At 68.1% G+C, this 20,950-nt stretch carries 25 protein-coding genes; 13 read left to right on the top strand and 12 right to left on the bottom strand.

What is annotated here, in order from left to right; translation table 11 throughout:
* Positions 1-34: 34 nt before the first annotated feature.
* Positions 35-919, bottom strand: a complete 885-nt coding sequence (locus C457_RS06750) for a hypothetical protein (protein ID WP_008093093.1) — start codon at positions 917-919, stop codon at positions 35-37.
* 106 nt (positions 920-1,025) lie between these two features.
* On the opposite strand from C457_RS06750, the gene C457_RS06755 reads away from it, so the two are divergent.
* Both C457_RS06755 and C457_RS06760 read left to right on the top strand, forming a co-directional pair.
* Positions 1,026-1,412: a CopG family ribbon-helix-helix protein gene (locus C457_RS06755; protein ID WP_004977218.1), complete on the top strand. Its 387-nt coding sequence runs from the start codon at positions 1,026-1,028 to the stop codon at positions 1,410-1,412.
* 222 nt (positions 1,413-1,634) lie between these two features.
* Entirely contained in the window at positions 1,635-2,636 is a 1,002-nt protein-coding gene (locus C457_RS06760) for an arsenic resistance protein (RefSeq protein ID WP_049913420.1), read from the top strand.
* A gap of 110 nt (positions 2,637-2,746) precedes the next feature.
* Here C457_RS06760 and C457_RS06765 read toward each other — a convergent pair whose 3' ends face one another.
* On the bottom strand, positions 2,747-3,055 hold the full coding sequence (locus C457_RS06765; RefSeq protein ID WP_004977216.1) for a chorismate mutase: 309 nt from the start codon (positions 3,053-3,055) through the stop codon (positions 2,747-2,749).
* The gene (locus C457_RS06770) at positions 3,052-3,921 is read right to left on the bottom strand and encodes a shikimate kinase (RefSeq protein WP_008093099.1); all 870 of its coding nucleotides are present in this window, start codon (positions 3,919-3,921) and stop codon (positions 3,052-3,054) included. The genes C457_RS06765 and C457_RS06770 overlap by 4 nt, the downstream gene beginning before the upstream one ends.
* 157 nt (positions 3,922-4,078) lie before the next feature.
* Here C457_RS06770 and C457_RS06775 point away from each other — a divergent pair, with 157 nt between their 5' ends.
* A complete protein-coding gene (locus tag C457_RS06775) occupies positions 4,079-4,507 on the top strand; it encodes a DUF5796 family protein (protein WP_008093101.1) in 429 nt (142 codons plus the stop codon).
* Positions 4,507-4,743: a DUF7508 domain-containing protein gene (locus C457_RS06780; RefSeq protein WP_008093103.1), complete on the top strand. Its 237-nt coding sequence runs from the start codon at positions 4,507-4,509 to the stop codon at positions 4,741-4,743. Before C457_RS06775 ends, C457_RS06780 begins: the two co-directional genes overlap by 1 nt.
* A 25-nt stretch (positions 4,744-4,768) precedes the next feature.
* Here the strand turns inward: C457_RS06780 and C457_RS21030 are convergent, their stop codons facing one another.
* The gene (locus tag C457_RS21030) at positions 4,769-4,903 is read right to left on the bottom strand and encodes a DUF7128 family protein (protein ID WP_008093105.1); all 135 of its coding nucleotides are present in this window, start codon (positions 4,901-4,903) and stop codon (positions 4,769-4,771) included.
* A gap of 78 nt (positions 4,904-4,981) precedes the next feature.
* On the opposite strand from C457_RS21030, the gene C457_RS06790 reads away from it, so the two are divergent.
* Both C457_RS06790 and C457_RS06795 read left to right on the top strand, forming a co-directional pair.
* Positions 4,982-7,189, top strand: coding sequence for a CDC48 family AAA ATPase (locus C457_RS06790; RefSeq protein ID WP_008093108.1), 2,208 nt, complete (start codon positions 4,982-4,984; stop codon positions 7,187-7,189).
* Positions 7,190-7,289: 100 nt separating this feature from the next.
* Positions 7,290-7,607, top strand: a complete 318-nt coding sequence (locus C457_RS06795) for a hypothetical protein (RefSeq protein WP_008093110.1) — start codon at positions 7,290-7,292, stop codon at positions 7,605-7,607.
* An 80-nt stretch (positions 7,608-7,687) separates the two neighbouring features.
* Here C457_RS06795 and C457_RS06800 read toward each other — a convergent pair whose 3' ends face one another.
* Both C457_RS06800 and C457_RS06805 read right to left on the bottom strand, forming a co-directional pair.
* Complete coding sequence (locus tag C457_RS06800) at positions 7,688-8,428, bottom strand: class I SAM-dependent methyltransferase (RefSeq protein ID WP_008093111.1); 741 nt, start codon at positions 8,426-8,428, stop codon at positions 7,688-7,690.
* A 78-nt stretch (positions 8,429-8,506) separates the two neighbouring features.
* Complete coding sequence (locus C457_RS06805) at positions 8,507-9,127, bottom strand: DUF7509 family protein (RefSeq protein ID WP_008093113.1); 621 nt, start codon at positions 9,125-9,127, stop codon at positions 8,507-8,509.
* Positions 9,128-9,225: 98 nt separating this feature from the next.
* On the opposite strand from C457_RS06805, the gene C457_RS06810 reads away from it, so the two are divergent.
* A complete protein-coding gene (locus C457_RS06810; RefSeq protein ID WP_008093115.1) occupies positions 9,226-9,627 on the top strand; it encodes an ArsR/SmtB family transcription factor in 402 nt (133 codons plus the stop codon).
* A 91-nt stretch (positions 9,628-9,718) separates the two neighbouring features.
* Positions 9,719-10,108, top strand: coding sequence for a DUF7522 family protein (locus C457_RS06815; RefSeq protein WP_004977200.1), 390 nt, complete (start codon positions 9,719-9,721; stop codon positions 10,106-10,108).
* Between the two features lie 24 nt (positions 10,109-10,132).
* On the opposite strand, the gene C457_RS06820 is transcribed toward C457_RS06815, so the two are convergent.
* Positions 10,133-12,973: a DEAD/DEAH box helicase gene (locus tag C457_RS06820; RefSeq protein WP_008093118.1), complete on the bottom strand. Its 2,841-nt coding sequence runs from the start codon at positions 12,971-12,973 to the stop codon at positions 10,133-10,135.
* 90 nt (positions 12,974-13,063) lie between these two features.
* Between C457_RS06820 and C457_RS06825 the strand changes: the two genes are divergently transcribed.
* Positions 13,064-13,342 carry a hypothetical protein gene (locus tag C457_RS06825; protein ID WP_008093120.1) on the top strand — a complete coding sequence of 93 codons (279 nt, stop codon included), beginning with the start codon at positions 13,064-13,066 and terminating at the stop codon, positions 13,340-13,342.
* Positions 13,339-13,617: a hypothetical protein gene (locus C457_RS06830; protein ID WP_008093122.1), complete on the top strand. Its 279-nt coding sequence runs from the start codon at positions 13,339-13,341 to the stop codon at positions 13,615-13,617. Before C457_RS06825 ends, C457_RS06830 begins: the two co-directional genes overlap by 4 nt.
* Before the next feature lie 52 nt (positions 13,618-13,669).
* Here C457_RS06830 and C457_RS06835 read toward each other — a convergent pair whose 3' ends face one another.
* The 3 genes from C457_RS06835 to C457_RS06845 are packed head-to-tail and all read right to left on the bottom strand — an operon-like array spanning position 13,670 to position 17,665.
* Positions 13,670-14,452: a metallophosphoesterase gene (locus tag C457_RS06835; protein WP_049913421.1), complete on the bottom strand. Its 783-nt coding sequence runs from the start codon at positions 14,450-14,452 to the stop codon at positions 13,670-13,672.
* A gap of 4 nt (positions 14,453-14,456) precedes the next feature.
* The gene (locus C457_RS06840) at positions 14,457-16,385 is read right to left on the bottom strand and encodes a hypothetical protein (RefSeq protein WP_008093126.1); all 1,929 of its coding nucleotides are present in this window, start codon (positions 16,383-16,385) and stop codon (positions 14,457-14,459) included.
* Positions 16,382-17,665 carry a Single-stranded DNA binding protein gene (locus C457_RS06845; protein ID WP_008093128.1) on the bottom strand — a complete coding sequence of 428 codons (1,284 nt, stop codon included), beginning with the start codon at positions 17,663-17,665 and terminating at the stop codon, positions 16,382-16,384. The genes C457_RS06840 and C457_RS06845 overlap by 4 nt, the downstream gene beginning before the upstream one ends.
* 100 nt (positions 17,666-17,765) lie before the next feature.
* On the opposite strand from C457_RS06845, the gene C457_RS06850 reads away from it, so the two are divergent.
* Positions 17,766-18,143, top strand: a complete 378-nt coding sequence (locus C457_RS06850; protein WP_008093129.1) for a DUF7510 family protein — start codon at positions 17,766-17,768, stop codon at positions 18,141-18,143.
* Positions 18,144-18,158: 15 nt separating this feature from the next.
* On the opposite strand, the gene C457_RS06855 is transcribed toward C457_RS06850, so the two are convergent.
* The gene (locus C457_RS06855) at positions 18,159-19,268 is read right to left on the bottom strand and encodes a glycosyltransferase family 4 protein (RefSeq protein ID WP_008093131.1); all 1,110 of its coding nucleotides are present in this window, start codon (positions 19,266-19,268) and stop codon (positions 18,159-18,161) included.
* Positions 19,269-19,388: 120 nt separating this feature from the next.
* Between C457_RS06855 and C457_RS06860 the strand changes: the two genes are divergently transcribed.
* Complete coding sequence (locus tag C457_RS06860) at positions 19,389-20,048, top strand: 2,5-diamino-6-(ribosylamino)-4(3H)-pyrimidinone 5'-phosphate reductase (RefSeq protein WP_008093132.1); 660 nt, start codon at positions 19,389-19,391, stop codon at positions 20,046-20,048.
* A gap of 111 nt (positions 20,049-20,159) precedes the next feature.
* Complete coding sequence (gene trxA, locus C457_RS06865; RefSeq protein ID WP_008093133.1) at positions 20,160-20,495, top strand: thioredoxin; 336 nt, start codon at positions 20,160-20,162, stop codon at positions 20,493-20,495.
* 130 nt (positions 20,496-20,625) lie between these two features.
* On the opposite strand, the gene C457_RS06870 is transcribed toward trxA, so the two are convergent.
* A complete protein-coding gene (locus C457_RS06870) occupies positions 20,626-20,940 on the bottom strand; it encodes a NifU family protein (RefSeq protein WP_004043595.1) in 315 nt (104 codons plus the stop codon).
* Positions 20,941-20,950 lie beyond the last annotated feature (10 nt).

Genomic DNA, 20,950 nt, shown 5'->3' on the forward strand with positions numbered 1-20,950 from the left:
GCAATCAACGTTGGTGCCGACTACCCGTCACCGATTAGAGCAGCCCTGTGATGAAGCCGAGACCCATCAGGACCAACACGGCCGCGGAGAACGCCGGAAGATACGGCGTGTACTTCTCGACCTCGTCTTCGTACTGCTGGTAGCCGGCGATCAGCAACATCGTCAGTCCGACGATGCCGACGACGACGGTGATGGCGTAAGCGCTCATCAGTTCGAGGCAGTAGTTCGACCCGGCACAGAGCGCGATAATCTCGAACTCCTCCTCGTGGGCGAACCCGAGGACGAACGCGAACCACGCGATGCCGAGGAGGCCGCGGTCCGCGGCTTCGTCGAGGTCGCCGTGTGAGTGAGAGTGGGAGTGCCCGCCGACGAAGGGCACGAACGCTTTCAGGCGGGAGAACAACCCGCCGTCATCGTGACCGTGAGTGTGGCCGTCGTGGCTGTGGTCATCGTGGTCATGTGAGTGCCCGCGGTCGTGCGAATGGCCATCGTCGTGCGAGTGACTGCCCTCGTGTGAGTGGTCGTGGTCGTGAGCGTGCTCCTCTCCGTCGTCGTGCCCGTGAGTCCCGTGAGCGTGTCCGTGGTAGTACTCGCGGACACCGAGTGCGATGAGTAAGACGCCGGCCACGAGGCTGACCTGTCCACCGATTTGGACGCCGCCGAGTATCGTAATCGGCTCGTTGACCTGCGTGAGGTCGAAGTACTCCTTCGCGTAGAAGAACACGCCCACCATCGCGATACTGCTGATGAGGTGGCCGATTCCGAGGATGAAACTCGCTGCGAACCCGTACACCCACTTGTTCGCTTGGTCGAGCGCGTACGAGGCCGCGACGGGCCAGCCGTGACCCGGTTCGACGCCGTGGATGGCCCCGAGAGCCACCGCGCCGACGACGAGTCCGAGCAGTTCGTTCGAGGCCATGTACTACCGTATTCGTGGAAAACGAGGGGTATAGGGGTTGTTAATACCGAACCGGGGGTGTCGTCATAACGGGAACTCTTGTAGCTGCGCACGTCAGTTCGAACCGATGCGGACGAGTTTCAACATCCCCGACGAACTGGTCGAGGAGTTCGACCGGGCGTGGCGCGACGAGGGCATCGAAAACCGGTCGCGGGCGGTTCGAGAGGCCATGCAGGAGTTCATCGAGTCCCACGCCCGGCTCGAAGACGTGTCCGGCGAGGTCGTCGCGCTCGTCGGCTTCGACTACCGCCACCACGACGTGATTCGCGAGCTGCACGGGGCGCAACACGAGTTTCAGGACGTCATCCTCAACACGAGCCACACCCACCAAGGCGAGTGGTGTCTCGAATCGCTGTTCTGCCGCGGCCCCGCGGAGCGCGTCCGAGAGCTAACGTACCGACTCCGGGACTTCGACGCGGTCCGCCGGGTGAAGGTGATGGTTATCCGGGAGTGACGCGGCGTCGCGTCTCGCCTCGGATTAGTCTCGGTTCGAACGCCGTGCGCTGTCGGTGCCGAGTTCGAGTGGGTTGGCCGCGGCGCGCCGAGCTACCGATTCTGCCGCTGTTCGGCCTGTCAAGTCCCCACTTGGTGTGATAGATTCCGTCTACTTCGCCGCTTCCTGTCTGACACGGGGGAGCGACGATGGTTTACCGGCAACGAACGAATCAGCCAGTAGATGAACTCGAAGCGGTGGCTCCAACGGCATCAAGTTGCCGTCTATGCAGGCTTCGTTCTCTTGGCCGTCGGAGTCGGCGTCTATCTTCCGAACTCGGCCCCGCTCTCCGAGTCGCTCATCGACCCGGTACTGGCCGCCCTGCTCTACGTCACGTTCCTCGAAATTCCGTTCGTTCGACTCCGTCGCGCGTTTCGGAACGGGCGGTTTGTCGCGGCGGCACTGGGTATGAACTTCTTGGTCGTCCCCGTCGTCGTCTGGGGACTCACTCGGTTCCTCCCCCAGCGACCAGTCATCCTCGTGGGTGCGTTCATGGTGCTTCTGACGCCGTGTATCGACTACGTAATCACCTTCACCGAACTCGCAGGCGGCGACGCCGAGCAGGTTACAGCGACGACCCCGGCCCTGATGCTCGTCCAACTGTTGTTGCTCCCGTTGTACCTGTGGCTGTTCATGGGTTCGACGGTCGCAGCGGTCATCGAACCGGGGCCGTTCGTCGAGGCGTTTCTGGTACTCATCGCGCTCCCGTTGACGCTCGCGTGGCTTACCGAAGCGTGGGCGGAACGGTCGTCGAGGGGCGACGCGTGGCAGGAGACGATGGGGTGGTTACCGGTTCCGATGATGGGCGCGACGTTGTTCGTCGTCATCGCGTCACAGCTTCCCCGGGTGCAGAGTTCGATCGAGCAGATTGCAGTCGTCATTCCGGTGTACGTCGCCTTCCTCGTCGTCATGTCGATACTCGGACGACTCGCGGCGGGAGTCTTGCAGATGGATGCCGGGGAGGGCAGGGCGCTCGTGTTCACGTCGGTCACCCGTAACTCGCTGGTCGTCCTCCCACTTGCACTTGCGCTTCCGGCGGGGTACCGACTGGTACCTGCGGTCGTCGTGACGCAGACGCTCGTCGAACTGGTCGGGATGGTCACTCTCACGCGAGTCGTCCCGGCGTGGCTCGTCCCGGACTCGCCGAAGCGAATCTCACTTCCCGAGTTGGTGACTCGCGAGTGAGGTCCGTGGGTACCGTGTCCTCGTGAACGACCGAGGAACAACAGAACAGCCGCCCAAAGAAGAGTCAACTAACAAAACTCCGATGTGCGGCCTTAGAACCCCGAAATCGGCTACCGATTCTGCCGCTGTTCGGCCTTGTTCATCTCGATGAGCAGCCGGAAAATCGCCTTCACGAGGTTCGAGTCGACCTCGAAGTGGGCCGCGTTCTGCCCGGCGCGCTCCATCACGCGCTCTTCTTGGGACTCGTCGGTCGTCGGCAGGTCCTTCTCGGCTTTGACCTGCGCGACGGTGTCGGCGACGTAGGTCCGGCGGGCGATGAGTTCGACGATGCCGCGGTCGATATCCTCTATCTCCTCGCGGAGTTCGTCGAGCGACATGTCCTGGAACGGTTCGGCTGCGGTGTCGGTGTCGTCTGTCATTGGATTCGTGCTCCGTCGGTTCGGGTGGTCGTCAGTCGGGTCTCTCCGTCGCGGGCGTCCCACAGTTCTCTGACGCGTTCGAGGTCGGCGCGGTCGCCGACGGCGACGACGCTCGGGCCGGTCCCGGACAGCGAGACGCCGTCGGCGATGGGCATCGCCTCGACGGCGGGGTCGGTCGGGAAGTCCAGGGCGGCCGAGAAGGCGAGGCCGTTGACGGTCATCGCCTCGGCGTAGCGGCCTTCGAGCGCGAGGTCGGCGACGAGGTCGGCCATCGGGGCGACGTTCTCGCAGCGACTCACGTCGGCGTCGGCGCTGTAGGCGCGCTCGGGGGGCGTCCACACGAGCACGTCCCAGTCGACCTCGTCGCGGACGATGAGTTCGTCCTCGGTGTTGTCGGTGACGACGACGCCGCCGACCATGGAGGCCGAGGCGTCGTCGAACGCGCCGGTCGCCGTGACGCCGACCTCGCGGGCGGCGCGGACGCCCATCCGGCAGGCGTCGAGCCGGGAGATGTCGGCGTCCGGGCCGGGGCCGACCGAGCGACCGAGCGCGGAGAGCGTCGCCAGCACCGTCGCGTTGGCCGCGGCGCTGGAACTCTTGAGGCCGGCGGCCATCGGCAGGTCGCTTTCGGTCTCGACGGTGCCGCCCTCGCCGTCGCCGAACGCCTCGACCACAAGCTCGACGCAGCGCTCGATGAGCCGCGTGTCGGCGTCCGGGGCCTCCGCGATGCTGCCGCGGACCGCGCCGGAATCGTCCAGTTCGACCGACGCGGTGGTCTCCGCGTCGATGGCGAACGCGGAGCCGGTCGCCGTCGCGAGGGCGTTCAAGACGGTGCCCGCCCCGAGGGCGGTGGCTCGGCCGTGCATACTTGCCGGAGGTCGGCACATCGTGTTATGTGTGGCGGTCCGTGCCGTTTTCGCCCGTAGGTTCGGGGACCGACGCGGCGGCGGCGCGTTCGATTCCGACGCCAGCGGGTCGACCCGAGACGCGACGTTTTTGCCGTCCCCGCGGCAACGGTGAGCCATGAGCGCCCGCAGCGACATCGCCCCGAGCACACTCGGCGTCGAACTCCACGACTACGGCGTCGAAGTGGAGTACATCGACAACCGAACCACGGTCTACCGGGGCGTCCCCGAAGCGGTCACGGGAACGCTCGCCACCGCTCCCGGCAAGGAGGTCCACGTTCTCGTCACCGACCCCACCGAGACCGAGGGCGTCATGATGTACGTCAACGACCTCAAGAGCCACGACGACGTGCTCGAATCGAGCGGCGTCGGCCGCGTCATCCTCGGCGAGGGCGAAGAAGAAGAGCTGTTCCCCGGCGTCCTCGTCCGGCGTGTCCCCGGCCACCGATTCGAAATCGAGGCCGACCCCGCGGTCGCCCGCGGCCGCGTGTTCGTCTTCGTCGAGGACGACTGGGCCGAGCACTCCTACGAGTTCGTCGCCGAGTGATGCTCCGGAAGCGCTGGGAGCCGCTGGAAAAGCGGACCATCGGAAAGGCCCCGGAAGCCTACGGCTACTACGAACTCGGCGACGCGGACGGCGACCTCGTCGGCCGCGGCGTGGGCGTCCTCCGCGACGAACTGAAGGAGGCGCTCGCCTATGGCGACGCCGAGCGCGTCCGCTGGGAGCGTGCGACATCGCTGGACCACGCCGAGCGACTCGCAGACGAACACGACCCGGTGTAGCCGCCCTCGCACCCGCCGCGCGCCGCTACTGCAAGTACGACGGACTGTCCGTGTCGCAGTTCTCCTCGTGGGCCTCGGCGTCGGTCTCCACGTCGAACAGCATCCCGCACTCTTCGCATCGGTACCACGTCACACCGTCTTTCTCCGTCGTGGCAACCATGCGTATTGTTACCGCGCCGTCCCGGAAAACGGTTACTCCGGGCGAACCCTCAAGGGTCGAGCGACCGAATCGGGGGGTATGTCAGAAGATGGGGTGACGCTCGTCGTCCGCGCCGCGGAGAAACGCGACGCGGGCCGCGGCATCGCCCGCCTCCCCGAGGCCGCCCGCCGTGAACTCGGCGTGCTCAGCGGCGAGACGGTCGTCATCGAGGGGTCCCGAGAGACGGTCGCGAAGATGTGGCCCGCCCGCCCCGGCGCGGCGGCGGGCGAGATGCTCGTCGACGCCGACACGCGGGCCAACGCCGGCGTGAAAATCGGCGACAGCGTCCGCGTCAGGAAGATAGCCGTCGAGGACGCGCGCTCGGTGACGCTCGCCGGACCCAGCGCCTTCGAGCGGACCAGCGTGGACCGCGAGACCATCGAGGAGGTCGTGAAGGCGGAGCTTCGGAACCGGCCGCTCCGCGAGGGCGACCGCGTCCGCGTCGAGCGACTCGGCGGGGCCGCCCTCGTCGTCAGCGAGACGAAGCCTGAGGGCGTGGTCCGCGTCACCGACGCGACGGCGGTCTCCGTGACGGCGACGAGTTCGAAGGGCGCAAGCGAGACCGTCCGCGACGCCGTCAAGAGCGTGACCGGCGGCGACGGCGGCGACGCCGGGAGCCGCGGCCGGGCGACGGGCGTCACCTACGAGGACATCGGCGGCCTCGACGACGAACTCGACCTCGTCCGCGAGATGATAGAGCTCCCGCTGTCCGAACCCGAGGTGTTCGCCCATCTCGGCATCGAGCCGCCGAAGGGCGTCCTCTTACACGGCCCACCGGGCACCGGGAAGACCCTCATCGCGAAGGCCGTCGCCAACGAGGTCGACGCGAGTTTCACCACGATTTCGGGCCCGGAGGTGCTCTCGAAGTACAAAGGCGAGTCCGAGGAGAAGCTTCGCGAGGTGTTCCAGTCGGCCCGCGAGAACGCGCCGGCCATCATCTTCTTCGACGAGATAGACTCCATCGCGTCGAAGCGCGACGACGGCGGCGACCTCGAAAACCGCGTCGTCGGCCAACTGCTGTCGCTCATGGACGGGTTGGACGCCCGCGGCGACGTGGTCGTCATCGGCGCGACGAACCGCGTCGACAGCCTCGACCCGGCGCTCCGTCGGGGCGGTCGCTTCGACCGCGAAATCGAAATCGGCGTCCCGAACGAGGCGGGCCGCCGCGAGATTCTCGACGTGCACACCCGGCGGATGCCACTCGCCGAGGGCGTGGACATCGACCGACTGGCCTCCCGAACCCACGGCTTCGTCGGTGCCGACCTCGAATCGCTGGCCAAGGAGGCCGCGATGACCGCGCTCCGGCGCGTCCGCCGCGAGGGTGGGGGCGGAAGCGGGGACGGTGGCGGGAAGGTCGCCGTCGCGGACATGACCGTCACGCGCGCCGACTTCGAGTCGGCGATGGCGACGGTCGAACCCTCGGCGATGCGCGAGTACGTCGCCGAACAGCCGACCGAGGGCTTCGAGGGCGTCGGCGGTCTCGACGACGTGAAGCGGACGCTCGAACGGGCGGTGACGTGGCCGCTGACCTACGCGCCGCTGTTCGAGGCGGCCTCGACCGACCCGCCGACCGGCCTGCTCTTACACGGGCCACCGGGGACCGGCAAGACGATGCTCGCCCGCGCCATCGCGGCCGAAAGCGGCGTCAACTTCATCCACGTCGCCGGCCCCGAACTGCTGGACCGCTACGTCGGCGAGTCCGAGAAGTCCGTCCGCGAGGTGTTCGACCGCGCCCGACAAGCCGCCCCGAGCATCGTCTTCTTCGACGAGATAGACGCTATCGCCACCGACCGCGACAGCGCCGGGTCGGACTCGGGCGTCACCGAGCGCGTCGTCTCCCAACTCCTGACGGAGATGGACAACGCCGCCGACAACCCGAACCTCGTCGTCCTCGCGGCGACGAACCGCCGGGACGCGCTCGACCCCGCGCTCCTCCGACCCGGCCGGCTGGAGACCCACGTCGAGGTTCCCGCCCCGGACATCGAGGCACGCCGCGCCATCCTCGACGTGCACGTCCGCGACAAGCCGCTCGGCACCGACGTGGACCTCGGCGACGTGGCCGCTCACATGGACGGCTACACCGGGGCCGACGTGGCCGCGGTCTGCCGCGAGGCCGCGCTCCGTGCGATTCAGGACGTGGCCGACGCCTACGAGGGCACCGAGGCGAACGACCACGCCGACGAGGTGCGCATCACCCGCGCGCACTTCGATGCGGCGCTGGAATCTGTCTCGCCGACACAGGTCTGACGGGGCCGACCGCCGGAGAACCTCCGTTCCCGCTCACCTGCGAGATTATCTCGTTTCGCCGCGTACTGTGTCTCATGTTCACTCGCAACAGAGGTGTGTCGTGAACGCGGCGTGGCGGCGGAAGGTCCGCCGAGAGTGGGACGCGCTCACCGGCGGCCCGCTCTCCGCGACGTGGTGGGTCACGAAAGCCGGCCTTCGAGTCGCGTTCGCCGAGGCCATATTCATGTTCCTCGTGTTGTTGAACAACGACGCGGACGCGGTCTCGGCCGTCGCCGACGGCGAGGCATCGGTGTTCTCGCTCGTCGCGGTCGTCCTCGGGTCGCCCGAGTACCTCGCCATCGCGGGTATCGTCTTCGCCGTCGCGCTGTTCCTCCCGTTCCTTCCGCGGCGCAACGAGGCGACCAATCGCTGGGAGTAGGCCGTAGCGCGTGGGAAGAGACGGCCGGCGACGACCTCGCCCCGAAGTGCCACCGCGAAGTGCCGCAGGGACCGCGCGGTTCACGCCAGTCGCGCCCGGTAGTAACTCGACTCGGCGTTCGGGACAGTCACCCCGCGCACGTCGAGGCCCGCCTCGGTAGCGACCGCCCGGAGCCGGGCCGGCGAGACGAGAACGAAGTCGAGCATCGGCCCGCGGAGGTCGCCGTACTCGACGCGGAACGACCGTCGGGCGACGCCTTCCCGCGGGTCCGGCCGGTAGCCGAAAAAGCGCTCGGGGTCGACGCGCGTCGGGTCGTACGAGTCGACGACGACTTCGCCGGTGGACGAAACGAGGTCGGCAAACGACGCGAGCAGGTCGGCGAGTCGGTCCAGCGAGCCCGCGAGTCCGACCTGCGTCCCGTTGGCGAGGACCGTCTCGAAGCCTCCCGCCGACGGCTCTGACCGACTCGCCCCGACCGGCGGGTCGAACATATCACCGACGACCGCCGCCTCGACGCCGCGCTCGCGGGCCGCGCGAACCGCGTTCGGGCTCACGTCGAAGGCGACGACCTCGCCGCGCTCCTGTCCGGCGAGAGCGTGCTGGCCCGCGCCGCATCCCACGTCGAGGACGGGCGTCCGAAGCGAGTCGACGAACTCGCGCTTCGCGGCGGGCCACCGCTGCGACGGGACGAGATAGTTCTCGTAGATGTGCGCGTCGCCGGCGGTACCACGGGCGTCGTCGCCGGCGCGGTAGACGCACGGGGCGCGCAGACAGCCGCGAACCCGGTCCAACATCGCCAGTCCGAGGGCGTCGTCGGGCATGACGTGTCGTTCGTCGCTCTCGTGTAAACTATATTTAATGTGCTGCTGAGTAGCAATCAACATGGTTCGGCGGAAGCGTCAGTCCAGTCGGCCCAAGTCGCCGTGTAGTTCGCGGTTCATCACGTCCGCGACGAACAGTCGGATGCGCTTGCGTAGCTCCGCTTCGGTGTCGTAGGTCTCGACGCGGAGGTCCCAGCGGGCGCGCGCCGCGCGAATCATCTCGCTCGTGACCGTCGCTTCGTGGACGAAGACGATTCTGTCGCCGTGCGTCTCGGAGAGTCGCTCGAGTATCGACCCCGCCTCCTCGCCGACGCCGAAGTTGTGGCCGAGAAACGGCAGCACGAACACGGTCGCGTTGCTCGCCTCGGCAAACGCGAGCGACTGCGTGGCGGCGTCCACCTCGTCGGTGCTGAGGTCCACGTCGACGGCGAGAAAGGCGTTGACACCCGGGTCCGCGCGGAGACTTCCTTGCACCCGTCGGAGGAGCGCGAGCGCGTCGTCGACCTCGTCCCGCGCGGCGAACAGCTTCCGAATCGGTCCGGGGAGGTCCTCGATGTCGATGGCGGCGAGTTCCTCCTCCGAAAGGACGTAGTTGAGGTTGAACGACTTGTACGGACCCATCACGTAGACGAGAAACCGGTCGTAGGTCGTTCGCCCGAGCGCCGCCCGTATCTCGTCGCGCGAGATGGCGTCCGTCATGGGCACACGTACCGCACGTTAGTATATAAAATTCGGATTTTTCAGCGAAGTTCGACTCAAGAACCGTTAACTCGATACGCTCCATCTAGCGAACCGAGATGGCGACGAACGACCCGGTCGATTCGGACGGGCTGCCCGAGGACCCCGCCGAGTTGCTGCCGCCGACGAGCGTCCTCACGCTGGACGAGTACCTCGACATGCAGGCGGCACTCGGCGACCGGACGCGCTTTACCCTGCTGTACCGACTGGTCCACTTCGGCGAGCGAAGTCCGAAAGCGCTGGCCGAGGCGCTCGACGTGCAGGCGAACACGCTCCACTACCACCTCGGTAAACTCGTCGACGCCGGGTTAGTCGAGAAGCGAAAACGGTCGCAAGCCGACGACGAAGGCCTGTTTTCGTACTATCGCGCCACGTCGCTCGGCTCCGACATCCTCGAACACGGCGTCGAGGAGCTCATCCGGCGCGAGCGCGACTACCGGGACGTCTACGCGTCGGAGTAGCGGCGTCACGGACGACCGCCGCGTCTCAGCTCCCACCCGCCCGCTGCCGAAGCCGCCGCCTATTTGGCGCTCGCTCGCGCAGGCTGAAGCGATGTCCAATCTCCTCCCCGAGGAAGCAAAAGAAAAGCTCGTCACCGTCTGCCGCACGGCCGTCGGCGACAGCCTCCGGTCGCTCACGTACTTCAGCCGCTTCGACTACGTGCAGGTGTACCTCCGCGAGGACCTCGAACAGGAGGCCGACCTGAACTCCTTTATCGGCAACGAGTGGCACGACTTCAAGATGACCCAGGACGCCTACCGCGGCTCCGAACTCGGCGACTACGAGTACACGATTCGCGTGTTCGAAAACGGCTACCTCGTTCGCATCACCGTCGAGGACTTCGGCGTCTTCGTCACCACCGACGGCATCTCGATGCAGGACTTCGAGGCGCTGGCGGCCGCGACGACCGAGATTCTCGACGAGTGGGCCATCGAGGAGTAAGCGGGCGAACCGGAATCCACCCCGTCAGTCCCAGAACGACTGGGTTCGGGCGTACTCGCGCTCCCGTTCGAGGATGTCGCGGTAGAAGTCGTCTTCGTCCTCGCGGAGCTTGTTGATGATGCGCGCGGCGTTGTGCGGGCCGACCCCGCGGGCCGCGAGCGCGACGACCGCCCGCTTGCCGTGGGCCTGCACGAGACTCGCCGAGCGGTAGGCCCGCTTCGTCAGTCGCTCCTGTTCGTCGTCTTTCTCCGGCGTGCGGACCGCTTTCACCGTCTCCTCGTCCCACGGATTGAGCGCGGCGACGCGGGTCGCGCCGCACTCGGGGCACGCCACGGGGTCGCGGACGCGCTTTACCTTCGTCTTTCGAGTCCAGTCTTTGCAGTGGAGACACGCCAACAGCACGCGGTCGTTCTGAATCCGGTCGCGGACCGTCTCGATGACGCTCGCGTCGGCGTTCTCGGGGACGAGCAGGTCGGTTCCCGACCCGCGGCCGCCGGTGCCGATGGCGGTCGGTTCGCGGGCGACGGCGAGTTCCACGTCGCCCTCGCGGACGCGGCGGAGCAGTTCAACCGTCTCCTCGACGGCGAGGTCCGTATGGAACACCTCGCGGACGGCCTCGTCGTAGACGGGCGTGTCCTCCAGCGCGGCGAGGAGGCGGTCGCCGCCGAAGCGACCCTTCCCCTGATAGCGCTTGAGCGCGCCGAACTTCGCGGCCACCTGTGCGAGCGTGAACTTCAGCGAGTCCGACCGCTTGAGCGCGAGTTCGAGCAGGGCCTCGACGTGGTCGGGGTCGGTCTCGCGGAGCACCTCGGCGAACGTCGTCGGGCGGACCTTCCCCGGCACGTCGAACTCGATGCGGTAGGGGTCGACCTCCATCCCGACCGACGAGCCGGTCCGCTGGCCGATGAGCGCCGAGAGGAGCCGACCGAGCGTCTCGTTCACCCGGTGGCCGTACGGCGAGTTCAGCGTCACCTTCCGAGGCGAGCCTTCGAGGACGAGCCTGTTCGCCGTCGGAATCGGCGCGTCGGCTTCGACCTGTTTCTCGATGGGGCCGAGCGCCGAGCGGACCGTGGCCTCGTCGGTCGGGTAGCGCATGGCGATGTCGCGGGCGACGGCCTCGCGGTCGGCTCCGGACTCGAACTGCGGCGCGGCCACGTCGCGGAGTTCGCCCACCTCACCGGCGACCGGCGCGGGCACCGGAATCTCCGAGCCGACCCACGACGGCACCTCGCCGCCGGGGTCCTCGATGGGCGAGACGTTCACTTGCGCCTCCTCCTCGTCCACGTCGTTGACGCGCCACATCTCGCCGCGCTGGATGAACGTCGCGCCCGGCGCGGCGAAGTTGAGGACGAACTTCTCGTCGAGCGTCCCTATCTGCCGGCGCGAGGAGATGTCGTGAACGTCGTAGGTCTCCTCGTCGGGAATCATCGAGAGGTTGGCGTAGAAGTACTGCCACGTGCCGCCGGACTTTTCGAGGAGGTCTTTGTCCTCGTCGAGCCAGAGGAGGCGGTTCCCCGAGAGTTCGCGGACGACCGCCCGAAAGTCGTCCTCGTCGAGGTCGCGGAAGGGGTACGCCCGCGTGATAATCTCGTAGGCGCGGCGGGCCGACACGTCACCGTAGTCCATGACGACGCCGACGATTTGGTTGGCGACGGTGTCGAGGCTCCCGTGGTGGACGCGGGCGGGTTCGACCTCGCCGGAGACGGCCCGCCGGGCGATGGCGAGCGCTTCGAGCGTGTCGTCGGGGTGGTCGGTGACGACGGTCCCGCGGGAGACGACGCCCAAGCGGTGGCCCGCCCGGCCGACCCGCTGGAGGAGCCGCGACACCTCGCGGGGGCTGTTGTACTGGACGACGTGGTCCACCCGGCCCACGTCGATGCCGAGTTCCATCGACGACGTGCAGATGAGCGCGTCCAACTCGCCGGCCTTGAAGCGGTCTTCCACGTCGATGCGAACGTCCTTCGACAGCGAGCCGTGGTGGACCTCGATTGGGTCGCCGAGCGCCTTGAACCGCGAGCCGAGCGCCTCCGCGGTCTGTCTGGTGTTGACGAAGACGAGCACGGACTCGTGGTCGCGGACGATATCTCGAACCGTCCGGACGTGGCTCGCTATCTCGGGGTCGGTGGCGAGTTTGCCCGCCAGCGCCTCGTCCTCGTTCGTCACCTCGGGGCGGACGACTTCGAACTCGACGCGGTTGTCCACGTCGACCTCGATGACCTCGAACGGTCGGTCGCCGGTCAGGAACTTCCCGACCTCCTCGGGCGACCCGACCGTCGCCGAGAGCCCAATTCGCTGGAACGGCCCGGCCAACTCGCGGAGGCGCTCTAACCCGATTGTCAACTGCGCGCCGCGCTTCGCCGACGCGAGTTCGTGGACCTCGTCGACGACGACGTGGTGCACGTCCGACAGCGCCGTCCGCAACTTCTTCCCGGTGAGCATCGCCTGCAGCGTCTCGGGCGTCGTCACCAGCACGTCCGGCGGGTCGTTGGCCTGCTTCTGTCGCTGGTACTGCGTGGTGTCGCCGTGGCGAACGTCGATGTCGACGTCGAGCTGTTCGCCCCACCAGTCGAGCCGCTGGCGCATGTCGCGGTTCAGCGCCCGAAGCGGGGTGATGTAGAGCGCCGAGATACCGAACCGGCCCTCGGCGTCGGCGATGGCCGAAAAGACCGGCAGCATCGCCGTCTCCGTCTTTCCGGTGCCCGTGGGCGCGATGATGAGGCCGTGTTTCCCGTCGGTCAGCGGGGGAATCGCCCGGCGCTGCGGCTCGGTGGGCGTCGTGAATCCGCGCTCCGAGAGCGCGTTTCGAACGGGCGACGAGAGCGTCGCGAAGGCGTCCATTCCGGCGGCGGCCTCGCCGTCTGGCATCGCCCGAGGTTACGGTTCGAGGCGATTAAGCGCACCGCTCGGGGCGGTCCCGACCGGGAGATTCATGTCGTCAGTGAATCAATTTCGGGCGTGTCCCCGAAACGAGTCTACTGGTCCGCGTTCCTCGTCTTCGGTCTCTGTGCCGCCGTCGATATCGCGCTCGACGTTTCCGCGGGAGACGTGGGTATCAACACCGCCGCAGCGGCCGCGGGCGTCGTCGTGGTCGGCTACGCGTCGGTCGTCGCCCTCCGCGACCCCGACCGCGCTCGGGTCCCGTCGGACTGGAGCCCGCTCGTCTACCTCGTCATCGTCGGCGCGGCGCTCTACACGTTCGGCGTCGCCCTCCAACTGTACTCGGTGGTGATGTGACTCCCGAGCGCTCCTTTTGGCTGTCGCAGGCCGGCTTCACCGGCGGGAACCTGTTCATCGTTCTCGGCAACCAGCGAGGTGACCTCGCGACGTGGCAACTGGTCTTCGCGGCGGTGCTGGCGCTTTCGACCCTCTGGTTCGTCGGCTACGCCGTTCGAGAACGAGAAAAGGGCGTCCCGGAGTTCTTCCGCGAGTGGACCGGTTGGCAACGACTCGCCAACGTGGCGGCCACCTCCGTGTTCGTCATCGGCACTCTCACGTTCGTCTTCGCGTAGCGGGTCGGAAAAACGGGAAGTCGCGTTTGACGACCGCGACGACTTCGGCCCCTCAGACGTTCCGGTAGTCGCCCAATCGCGTGCCGTCGAGCAGGTAGGCCTCCCCGTCCGCGAGGCCGTCGGGCAGGAACGGCGAGAGAAATCCCTGACCGGGGACGTTGACCCACGTCCCGCCCGAGGTGTCGTTGAACGCCGGGAACACCACGAGTTCGGCGTCGGCTCGCGTCACCTCCGCGGGGTCGACCTCGTAGTGCTCCGCGAACACTTCGGGAGCGAGAGCGCCGCGGAGCCAGACGCGCTCTTTCCGCGCGCCGCCGACCTCGTCCTCCAGCCTGACCGCCGGGTGCTCGTGAGCCGAACAGACCACGTCGGCGGCGAGCACCTCCCGCGAGGGCCACGTGTGGCCGTGGCAGAATCCCACGTCGCCGAGGCGGACGCCCGCGGGGTCTGTCACCTCCACGTCGTCGCCGAAAAATGCCGCGAGGCCGCCGTCGTGGTTGCCGGGGACGACCGTCAGTTCGGCGCGGTCGGCCACGGCGTCCGCGAGGTCGCGCAGTTCCTCGGCCTCGTCTCCCTCCGGGTCGCCGATGCGGTGACCGAGGTCGCCGAGGACGACCAGTCGGTCGGCGTCCGTCCGATCGAGAAGCGACAGCAGGCGCTCGCGGCGGACCGCGGCCTTCGACGGGAGTTCCACCCCGCGTTCGTACCGCAGGCCGGCCTCGATGCCGGCGTGGTAGTCGGCGACGACGAGCGAGCGCTCGGGGAACCCGCGTCTGCTCGTCCGCGCCACCGCGGCTGGGTGGCCGGGTATCGGTTCGACGAGCGGTCCCGACACGGCCTCAGATGGCCTTCAGCACGCCGTCCTGCGGCTCGTAACACCGGCCGCCGAGGAGCGCCTCTTGGATGGCGTCTTCGACCGCGCCGGGGTCCGCGCCGTACTCGTCGACGACGGCCGCGACGACCTCGTCGTGGGACGCGCCGTCGCCGTCGTCGAGGTCGTCCATGGCGTCCACGACGACCGATTCGAGGTCGATGTCCTCGGCGGCTTCGTCGGCGTCGGCCTCGGTCTCGGCGTCGTCCGACCCGGCGTCGAGCGTCGGCTCTGGTTCGGATTCCGGTTCGGGGTCGACCGCCGGTTCGGGTTCCGAGGCGGCGTCGGCCGCGGGGTCCGATTCCGGCTCTGCTACCGGTTCGGCGTCGGCGGGTTCGTCTTCGAGTTGTTCGGTGAGGTCGTCCGCGTCGGGCACGTCGATGTCCGCCTCGCCGGCGGGGTCGACGTCCGCGCCGGAGGTGAACTCCGTACCGAACTCGGACTCGATTTCGGCCCGCTCGTCCTCGTCGAGTTCGTACATCCCGTCGGGGTCGACCGAGTCGTCGGCGTCGGTGGTCGCGGAGTCGGTCGCCGCGTCGGTTGACGACTCGTCGGCCGCGGCGGCCGACGCGTCCGCCTCGGGTTCGGGGTCGTCGAAACCGTCCTCGAAGTCGCCGAGCGTGCCGTCGTCGGAGCCGCCGAAGGTGTCCGATTCGGCCGTATCCGCGTCGGTGGCGTCGTCCTCGAAGTCGCCGAGCGCGCCGTCGTCCGAGCCGGCGTCGAAGTCGGGCTCCGAGTCGGCGTCGAGCGAGTCGGACGCGAGGTCGGGTTCGGACGTGAGATCAGGTTCCGCAGCAGGTTCCGGCTCTGCGTCAGGTTCGGGGTCCGCCGCGGGTTTCGGCTCTGCGTCAGCTGTCGTGGACGGCGCGGTCTCCGGTTCTGACTCGGACGCCGGCTGGCTTTCGGTCGCGGTGGTCGCTTCGGCGGCGACGGGTTCCGAGTCGGATGCTGGCTCCGACTCGGGTTCCGGTTCAGGCTCGGCTTCCGCGGCGGGTTCGGGCTCGCCTCCGGCGTCGAGTTCCGGTTCCGGTTCCGTGTCGGCGTCAGCGACCGTCTCGGCGTCCGGTTCGGCGTCGAACTCGCCCGCGTCGGGCTCCGAGTTGTCGAGGTCGTCGCCGTCGTCCGCGTCCGCCTCGCCGACCTCGATATCGACGCTCGCGGCCGGTTCGAGGTCGAGTTCGGGGAGCGGGCCGAGGACCGCGTCCCCGCCGTCGCCGGGGGCGACGTCGAGGGGGTCGACTTGGTCGCGGTCGCCCGCGACGAGTTCGAGCGCCTGCACGGCGACTTCGCGCAGGGCCTCGAGGTAGGTCCGGGTCGTCCCGTAGTGGTCGATGGCGCGGGGGACGCCCGCCGCGAGCGTCGAGTCCACGCCGCGCGCTTCGAGCGCGCGAGTCAGGTCGTCGCCGCGGTAGGACATCGACAGCGCCTCGTCGAACACCGCGATGCGGCGGAGCGTCGCCTCGGCGGCCGAGACGATCCAGCGGTCGCGCACGTCGGCGTCGACGGTGTTGACGCTCTCGGGGCGGACCGAGGAGTAAACCACGTCGGCGTCGTCCGGTTCGTACGTCCGGGCCTTGCCCGCGAGCGAGACGAACGCCGGGGGCGTCGCCGCGTCGAGGGAGGCCATCGGCTCTGGCTGGTACTGCCCGGCGTAGGTGACGAACGCGCCCGTCGGGTCCGCGATGCGCCCGCGGAGCACCTCGTCGTTGACGTGTTCGACCTCGGTGAGCACGCCCGCGACGAACGTCCGGTTCAGCCGTGCGCCGGTGGGCGTGACCACGTAGTTCGGCGCGCGCTCCTCGTCGCTCTCGGAGTACGAAAGCGACGCGTCGTCGAACTCGGCGGCGAAGACGCGGTAGGCGATTTCCCGCGTGCCGACGACCGGCGAGGCGCTCATGCGCGCACCTCCGTGAGGAGGGCGGCCGCGCGTTCGGCCGGGTCGTCGTCCGTCTCCTCGAACTCGTCGGCTTCGAGGTTCGCGCCGTACTCGTCCACGGAGAGGTTCCCGCGGACGCGGTACTCGCGGCCGACGAGCGTGTCGGCGATGTCGTCGGCGACGACCTCCTTGTCCATCGCCTCGCGGGCGGCCTCCATCGCGTCGGCCATGGTCCCGCCGTAGATTTCCTCTGTGAGGTCGCGGTCGAGGATGGCGGTCACCGTGCCGGTGCCGTCGTCGAGAATCGCCTTCACGCGCATGTCGTCCTCGCCGTCGACCTCGCCGTGCTGTCGGCACTGACCGTTCTGGACGACGCGACTGCATTTGGGACAGCGCTCGATGAGCCCGGAGCCGTCGCGCACTTCGAGGACGTTGCCGAGCACTTCCACGTCGAACATCCCGCCGGCGTCGACGGCCTCGCCGATTTTCAGGCGGGGCGCGGAGTCGGTCACGGCGACGGGGTCGTCGAGGACCTCGAGCGTCGTGAACTCCGAGAGGTTCACCTGCGGCACGCCGCGGAACTCCCGGACGTACACGTCCGAGAGACGGACGCTCGCGCCCTCTTTCACGTCGGGGCGCGGTGCCCAGTCGGTGAAGGGGAGCCGGCCGGTCTCGTCGGCGACGACGCCCGAGAGGATTGTCGTCTCACCGTTTCGGCCGTCGATGGTGCGCGAGTCGACTTCGAGGACGCGGACCTCGACGGTTCGGCCGCGGTCGCCGGCCTGCAGGTCGATGAGGTCGGCCTCGCCGCCGATGCGGTCGTCGTAGGGCGTCTCGACCGTCTCGGACTCCACGCCGACCGTCGAGGACGCGCCGATGTTCAGTTCGGGCTTGCCGTCCCACTCGCGGACGCCGGCGTTACCGATGACGACGGAGTCGCCCGGTTCGAAGCCGAAGTCCTGCCACGCGGTGTAGGAGATGACGCCGGACTCGTCGGCGAGTTCTCCCTCGCGGATGGTCTGTTCGTCGCCCTGATAGACGATAGAGCGGGTGCCCACGGTGAGCACGCGGACCGTCACGGAGACGTTGCCGCCGTCGGGGTCGATGTCGGCGATTCGCTTCGTGGACGGCGCGCCGTCGCTGCCGCCGGAGCTTCCGCCGCCGTGTTTGCGGCGGACGCTCTGTTTCGCCTCGTCGAGCGGGACGCTGTACTGCAGGAGGTTCTGCAGGTCGGATTTGACCTCCTCTTTGTCGACACCGAGGGCGGAGGCAAGCTCCTCGGCGTGCTGGTCGAGTTCCATCGAGTCGGGATTCGCCCCCGTCGGATAAAAAGTGTTGCCGGGCGTGCGGGCGGCGACCGGCGGGCGAATCACTAAGTGCTCGCGTGTCAGTTGGAGTCGTATGTCGAACGACGAGACCCCGGACGCCGACGCCGCCGACGAGGAGGTCTCCTTCTCTGTGACCATCGAGGACGGCTGGACGACCATCGTGATGGAGGGCGACAAGGACAGCGCGGTCGTCGTCCGCTCGGCGTCCGGCGAGCGAATCTACCTCCCGCCGGAGGGGTTCGACGCCGAGGCGGCCACCGACAGCGCGTACCAGTCGTCGGACAGCCCCTACCAGTCGGCGTACGACTCGCCGTACCAGTCGGTCCAGACCGACGACTCGCCGTATCAGTCAGCCCGCGGCACGATGCCGCGAGAAGGGATGGTGCCGACCCGCGGCGGCTACCGGATTCGCCACCCCGAGCCGGTGACCGACGTGCGCCTCCTCCGCTGAACGGGGGTCGCCCGCTCAGTTCGCGTCCGCCTCGTCGGCGTCCGCGTCGCTGGCTTCGACTTCGTTTTCCGCCCCGGCAGAGACGTCGGTGTCCCCGTCGAGGATGCTGTGGTAGTACTCCACCGTCTCGTCGACGACGCGGTCCCACGTGTACGGTTCGTACTCCGGTTCTCCCTCCAGCGAGAGGCCGTACTCGATACCGTCGGCGATAGAGCGCGAGTCGGGTTCGACCTCGATGACGCAGTCCTCGGGGAGGACCTCCGCCGCGCCGCTCTCGGTGGCGACGACGCGCGTGCCGGTCGAGAGCGCTTCGACGATGGTGATGCCGAACGGCTCGGACAGCGACGGCGAGACGAACAGGTCCGCCGAGGCGTAGTAGTCGCCGAGGGCCTCTTCGGGGACGTAGCCGGCCCATTTGATGCGGTCTTCGACGCCGAGCAGTTCGGCGAAGCGCTTGAGTTGGGCGGTGAGGTGACCCGACCCGCCCATGACGAGCGTCACGTCGTCGCGGGCGAGTTTCTCCATCGCGTAGACGAGATGCGAGATGCCCTTCTGGTCGGTGTGCCGGCCGACGAAAAACAGCATCTTCCCGTCGATGCCGAGTTCCTCTTTGAGGTCGCGCCCCGTCGTCTCGCACTCCGAAAAGCCGTTGTAGATGACGTGGCAGTCGCCGCCGTACTCCCGTTTGACCTTGTCGGCGAGGAGTTCGCTCACCGCGAGCAGGTGGTCACAGCGCTCGGCGATTCGGCGCTCGGTCTCGACTTCCCGCTGCGGCGGGTCGATGTTGCGGTCGGACGAAAGCGAGTGGAACGTGGTCACCCACTCCACGTCCTCGTTGTTCGACTTCGCGCGCGACCCCGGCCCGTAGCCGAACCAGTCGTGGGTGTGGACGATGTCGGCCTCGGCGGCGCGCTCCGCGAACGTCGACCCCAGCCGTCCGATTCGGGTGATGATGTCCCCTTCGCCCGTCGGGACCCCGACGATTCCCTCGCGGTCCGGCGCGTACTCGGCGGGAAGCACGAGTTCGATGTCCACGTCATCCCGGTCTTCGAGTCGCTCGAACATTTCGCCGACGTGCGTGTCGAGCCCGCCGCTGACGTTCGGCGGAAACCCCCACCCCAGCATCAGGACCTTGGCAGTCATAGATGCCACAATGTACCACAGAGGCCTATTTAATTCCTGTCCGGCAATACTGCGACGGCACCCCACCGAAAGGCGTTTTCGCCGCGGCGACGACCCGCGAGTATGCACGTCCACGTCAACGCCGCCGCCAGCCTCGACGGCAAGCTCTCGTCTCGCCGCCGCGAGCAGGTGATGATAAGCGGCGACGACGACTTCGCCCGCGTGGACGAGATTCGCGCGGCCGCAGACGCCGTCGCCGTCGGCGTCGGAACCGTCCTCGCCGACGACCCGCACCTCACGCTCGACGACCCCGACCTCGTCGCGGCCCGCGAAGAACGGGGCGACCCGCCGCATCCCGCCCGCGTCGTCGCCGACTCGCGCGCTCGAACTCCGACCGACGCCCGGATTCTGGACGACGCGGCGACGACCTACGTGCTCGTCTCCGAGGCCGCGCCCGCCGACCGCCGCGAGGCGCTCGAATCCGCCGGCGCGGAACTCGTCGTCGCGGGCGCGGAGCGAGTGTCGCTCCCCGACGCCTTCGACGCGCTCGAATCGCGCGGCGTCGACCGGCTCATGGTCGAAGGCGGCGGGGAACTCATCTTCTCGCTGTTCGAGGCCGGCCTCGTCGACGAACTCACGCTCTACGTCGGCTCGATGGTCATCGGCGGCCGCGACGCGCCGACGCTCGCCGACGGCGAGGGCTTCGTCGCCGACTTTCCCAAGCTATCGCTCCGCGACGTGGAGCGCGTCGACGACGGCGTGCTCCTGACCTACGACTGCTGAGGATCGCTCCCTGAACCCGGCCGATTTCGCCGCGAACACGGAGTTTCGCGGTCGTGCGTCGGCACGCAAACAGGCGCAATGGGTAAGAGTGTCGCGCCGATACGTGGAGGTATGAGCACTCCGAAGACAACCGATGCACCCGTCCACGTCGAGAGTTCGGACCACCTCGACGAACTCATCGCCGACAACGCGGTCGTCCTCGTGGACTACCACGCCGAGTGGTGCGGCCCGTGTAAGATGCTCGAACCCACCGTGGAGGAAATCGCCGAGGAGACCGACGCCGTCGTCGCCAAGGTCGACATCGACGAACTCCAAGAACTAGCCCGCGAGAAAGGAATTCGCAGCGTCCCGACCCTGCAGTTCTACGCCGGCGGCGAGCAGGTCAAAGAGGTCATCGGCGTCCAGAGCAAAGAGGACCTCGTCGACATCATCGAAGCCGCCGCGTAACTCGGCGTCCGCTCGACTCGACTCGACTCGGTTCCTCAGTTTTCTCCCACGGCGAGCGACGGCGCGGCGCGGGCTCGGGGCGGCGTCGCTCGTCGGGGCGGTTCGGTCGAAAAGCGATGTCAGAGGCCGCTCAGAAGGGCGCGTCGGACACGTCGGGTTCGAACCCCGCGCCCGGTTCGTCGTCGTAGAAGCCGCCGGTCGAGGCGTGGACCGCGTCTATCTCCTCGAACTCGGCGACCATGCGCGCCTTCAGCGCCTGAATCGTCATCGGCGAGATGCCGCATCCGGAACACGCGCCGGTGAGTGAAATCCACACCTCGCCGGTCTCCTCGTCGATTGCCTCGATACCCGCGTCGCCGCCGTGCATCTCGATTTGGGGGAAGTTCCGCCGCATGAACAGGTCGAGCCGTTCTTCGAGGGACTTCTCCGACGTCTGCGAACTCATACCGAGAGGT

Source organism: Haloferax prahovense DSM 18310 (genome assembly GCF_000336815.1).
Taxonomy (GTDB): domain Archaea; phylum Halobacteriota; class Halobacteria; order Halobacteriales; family Haloferacaceae; genus Haloferax; species Haloferax prahovense.

What these genes read in the sequence shown, in the direction of transcription:
- C457_RS06750 (WP_008093093.1), bottom strand. Translation starts at nt 919, where the DNA reads ATGGCCTCGAACGAACTGCTCGGACTCGTCGTCGGCGCGGTGGCTCTC.
- C457_RS06755 (WP_004977218.1), top strand. Translation starts at nt 1,026, where the DNA reads ATGCGGACGAGTTTCAACATCCCCGACGAACTGGTCGAGGAGTTCGAC.
- C457_RS06760 (WP_049913420.1), top strand. Translation starts at nt 1,635, where the DNA reads ATGAACTCGAAGCGGTGGCTCCAACGGCATCAAGTTGCCGTCTATGCA.
- C457_RS06765 (WP_004977216.1), bottom strand. Translation starts at nt 3,055, where the DNA reads ATGACAGACGACACCGACACCGCAGCCGAACCGTTCCAGGACATGTCG.
- C457_RS06770 (WP_008093099.1), bottom strand. Translation starts at nt 3,921, where the DNA reads ATGCACGGCCGAGCCACCGCCCTCGGGGCGGGCACCGTCTTGAACGCC.
- C457_RS06775 (WP_008093101.1), top strand. Translation starts at nt 4,079, where the DNA reads ATGAGCGCCCGCAGCGACATCGCCCCGAGCACACTCGGCGTCGAACTC.
- C457_RS06780 (WP_008093103.1), top strand. Translation starts at nt 4,507, where the DNA reads ATGCTCCGGAAGCGCTGGGAGCCGCTGGAAAAGCGGACCATCGGAAAG.
- C457_RS21030 (WP_008093105.1), bottom strand. Translation starts at nt 4,903, where the DNA reads ATGGTTGCCACGACGGAGAAAGACGGTGTGACGTGGTACCGATGCGAA.
- C457_RS06790 (WP_008093108.1), top strand. Translation starts at nt 4,982, where the DNA reads ATGTCAGAAGATGGGGTGACGCTCGTCGTCCGCGCCGCGGAGAAACGC.
- C457_RS06800 (WP_008093111.1), bottom strand. Translation starts at nt 8,428, where the DNA reads ATGCCCGACGACGCCCTCGGACTGGCGATGTTGGACCGGGTTCGCGGC.
- C457_RS06805 (WP_008093113.1), bottom strand. Translation starts at nt 9,127, where the DNA reads ATGACGGACGCCATCTCGCGCGACGAGATACGGGCGGCGCTCGGGCGA.
- C457_RS06810 (WP_008093115.1), top strand. Translation starts at nt 9,226, where the DNA reads ATGGCGACGAACGACCCGGTCGATTCGGACGGGCTGCCCGAGGACCCC.
- C457_RS06815 (WP_004977200.1), top strand. Translation starts at nt 9,719, where the DNA reads ATGTCCAATCTCCTCCCCGAGGAAGCAAAAGAAAAGCTCGTCACCGTC.
- C457_RS06820 (WP_008093118.1), bottom strand. Translation starts at nt 12,973, where the DNA reads ATGCCAGACGGCGAGGCCGCCGCCGGAATGGACGCCTTCGCGACGCTC.
- C457_RS06840 (WP_008093126.1), bottom strand. Translation starts at nt 16,385, where the DNA reads ATGAGCGCCTCGCCGGTCGTCGGCACGCGGGAAATCGCCTACCGCGTC.
- C457_RS06845 (WP_008093128.1), bottom strand. Translation starts at nt 17,665, where the DNA reads ATGGAACTCGACCAGCACGCCGAGGAGCTTGCCTCCGCCCTCGGTGTC.
- C457_RS06850 (WP_008093129.1), top strand. Translation starts at nt 17,766, where the DNA reads ATGTCGAACGACGAGACCCCGGACGCCGACGCCGCCGACGAGGAGGTC.
- C457_RS06855 (WP_008093131.1), bottom strand. Translation starts at nt 19,268, where the DNA reads ATGCTGGGGTGGGGGTTTCCGCCGAACGTCAGCGGCGGGCTCGACACG.
- C457_RS06860 (WP_008093132.1), top strand. Translation starts at nt 19,389, where the DNA reads ATGCACGTCCACGTCAACGCCGCCGCCAGCCTCGACGGCAAGCTCTCG.
- trxA (WP_008093133.1), top strand. Translation starts at nt 20,160, where the DNA reads ATGAGCACTCCGAAGACAACCGATGCACCCGTCCACGTCGAGAGTTCG.
- C457_RS06870 (WP_004043595.1), bottom strand. Translation starts at nt 20,940, where the DNA reads ATGAGTTCGCAGACGTCGGAGAAGTCCCTCGAAGAACGGCTCGACCTG.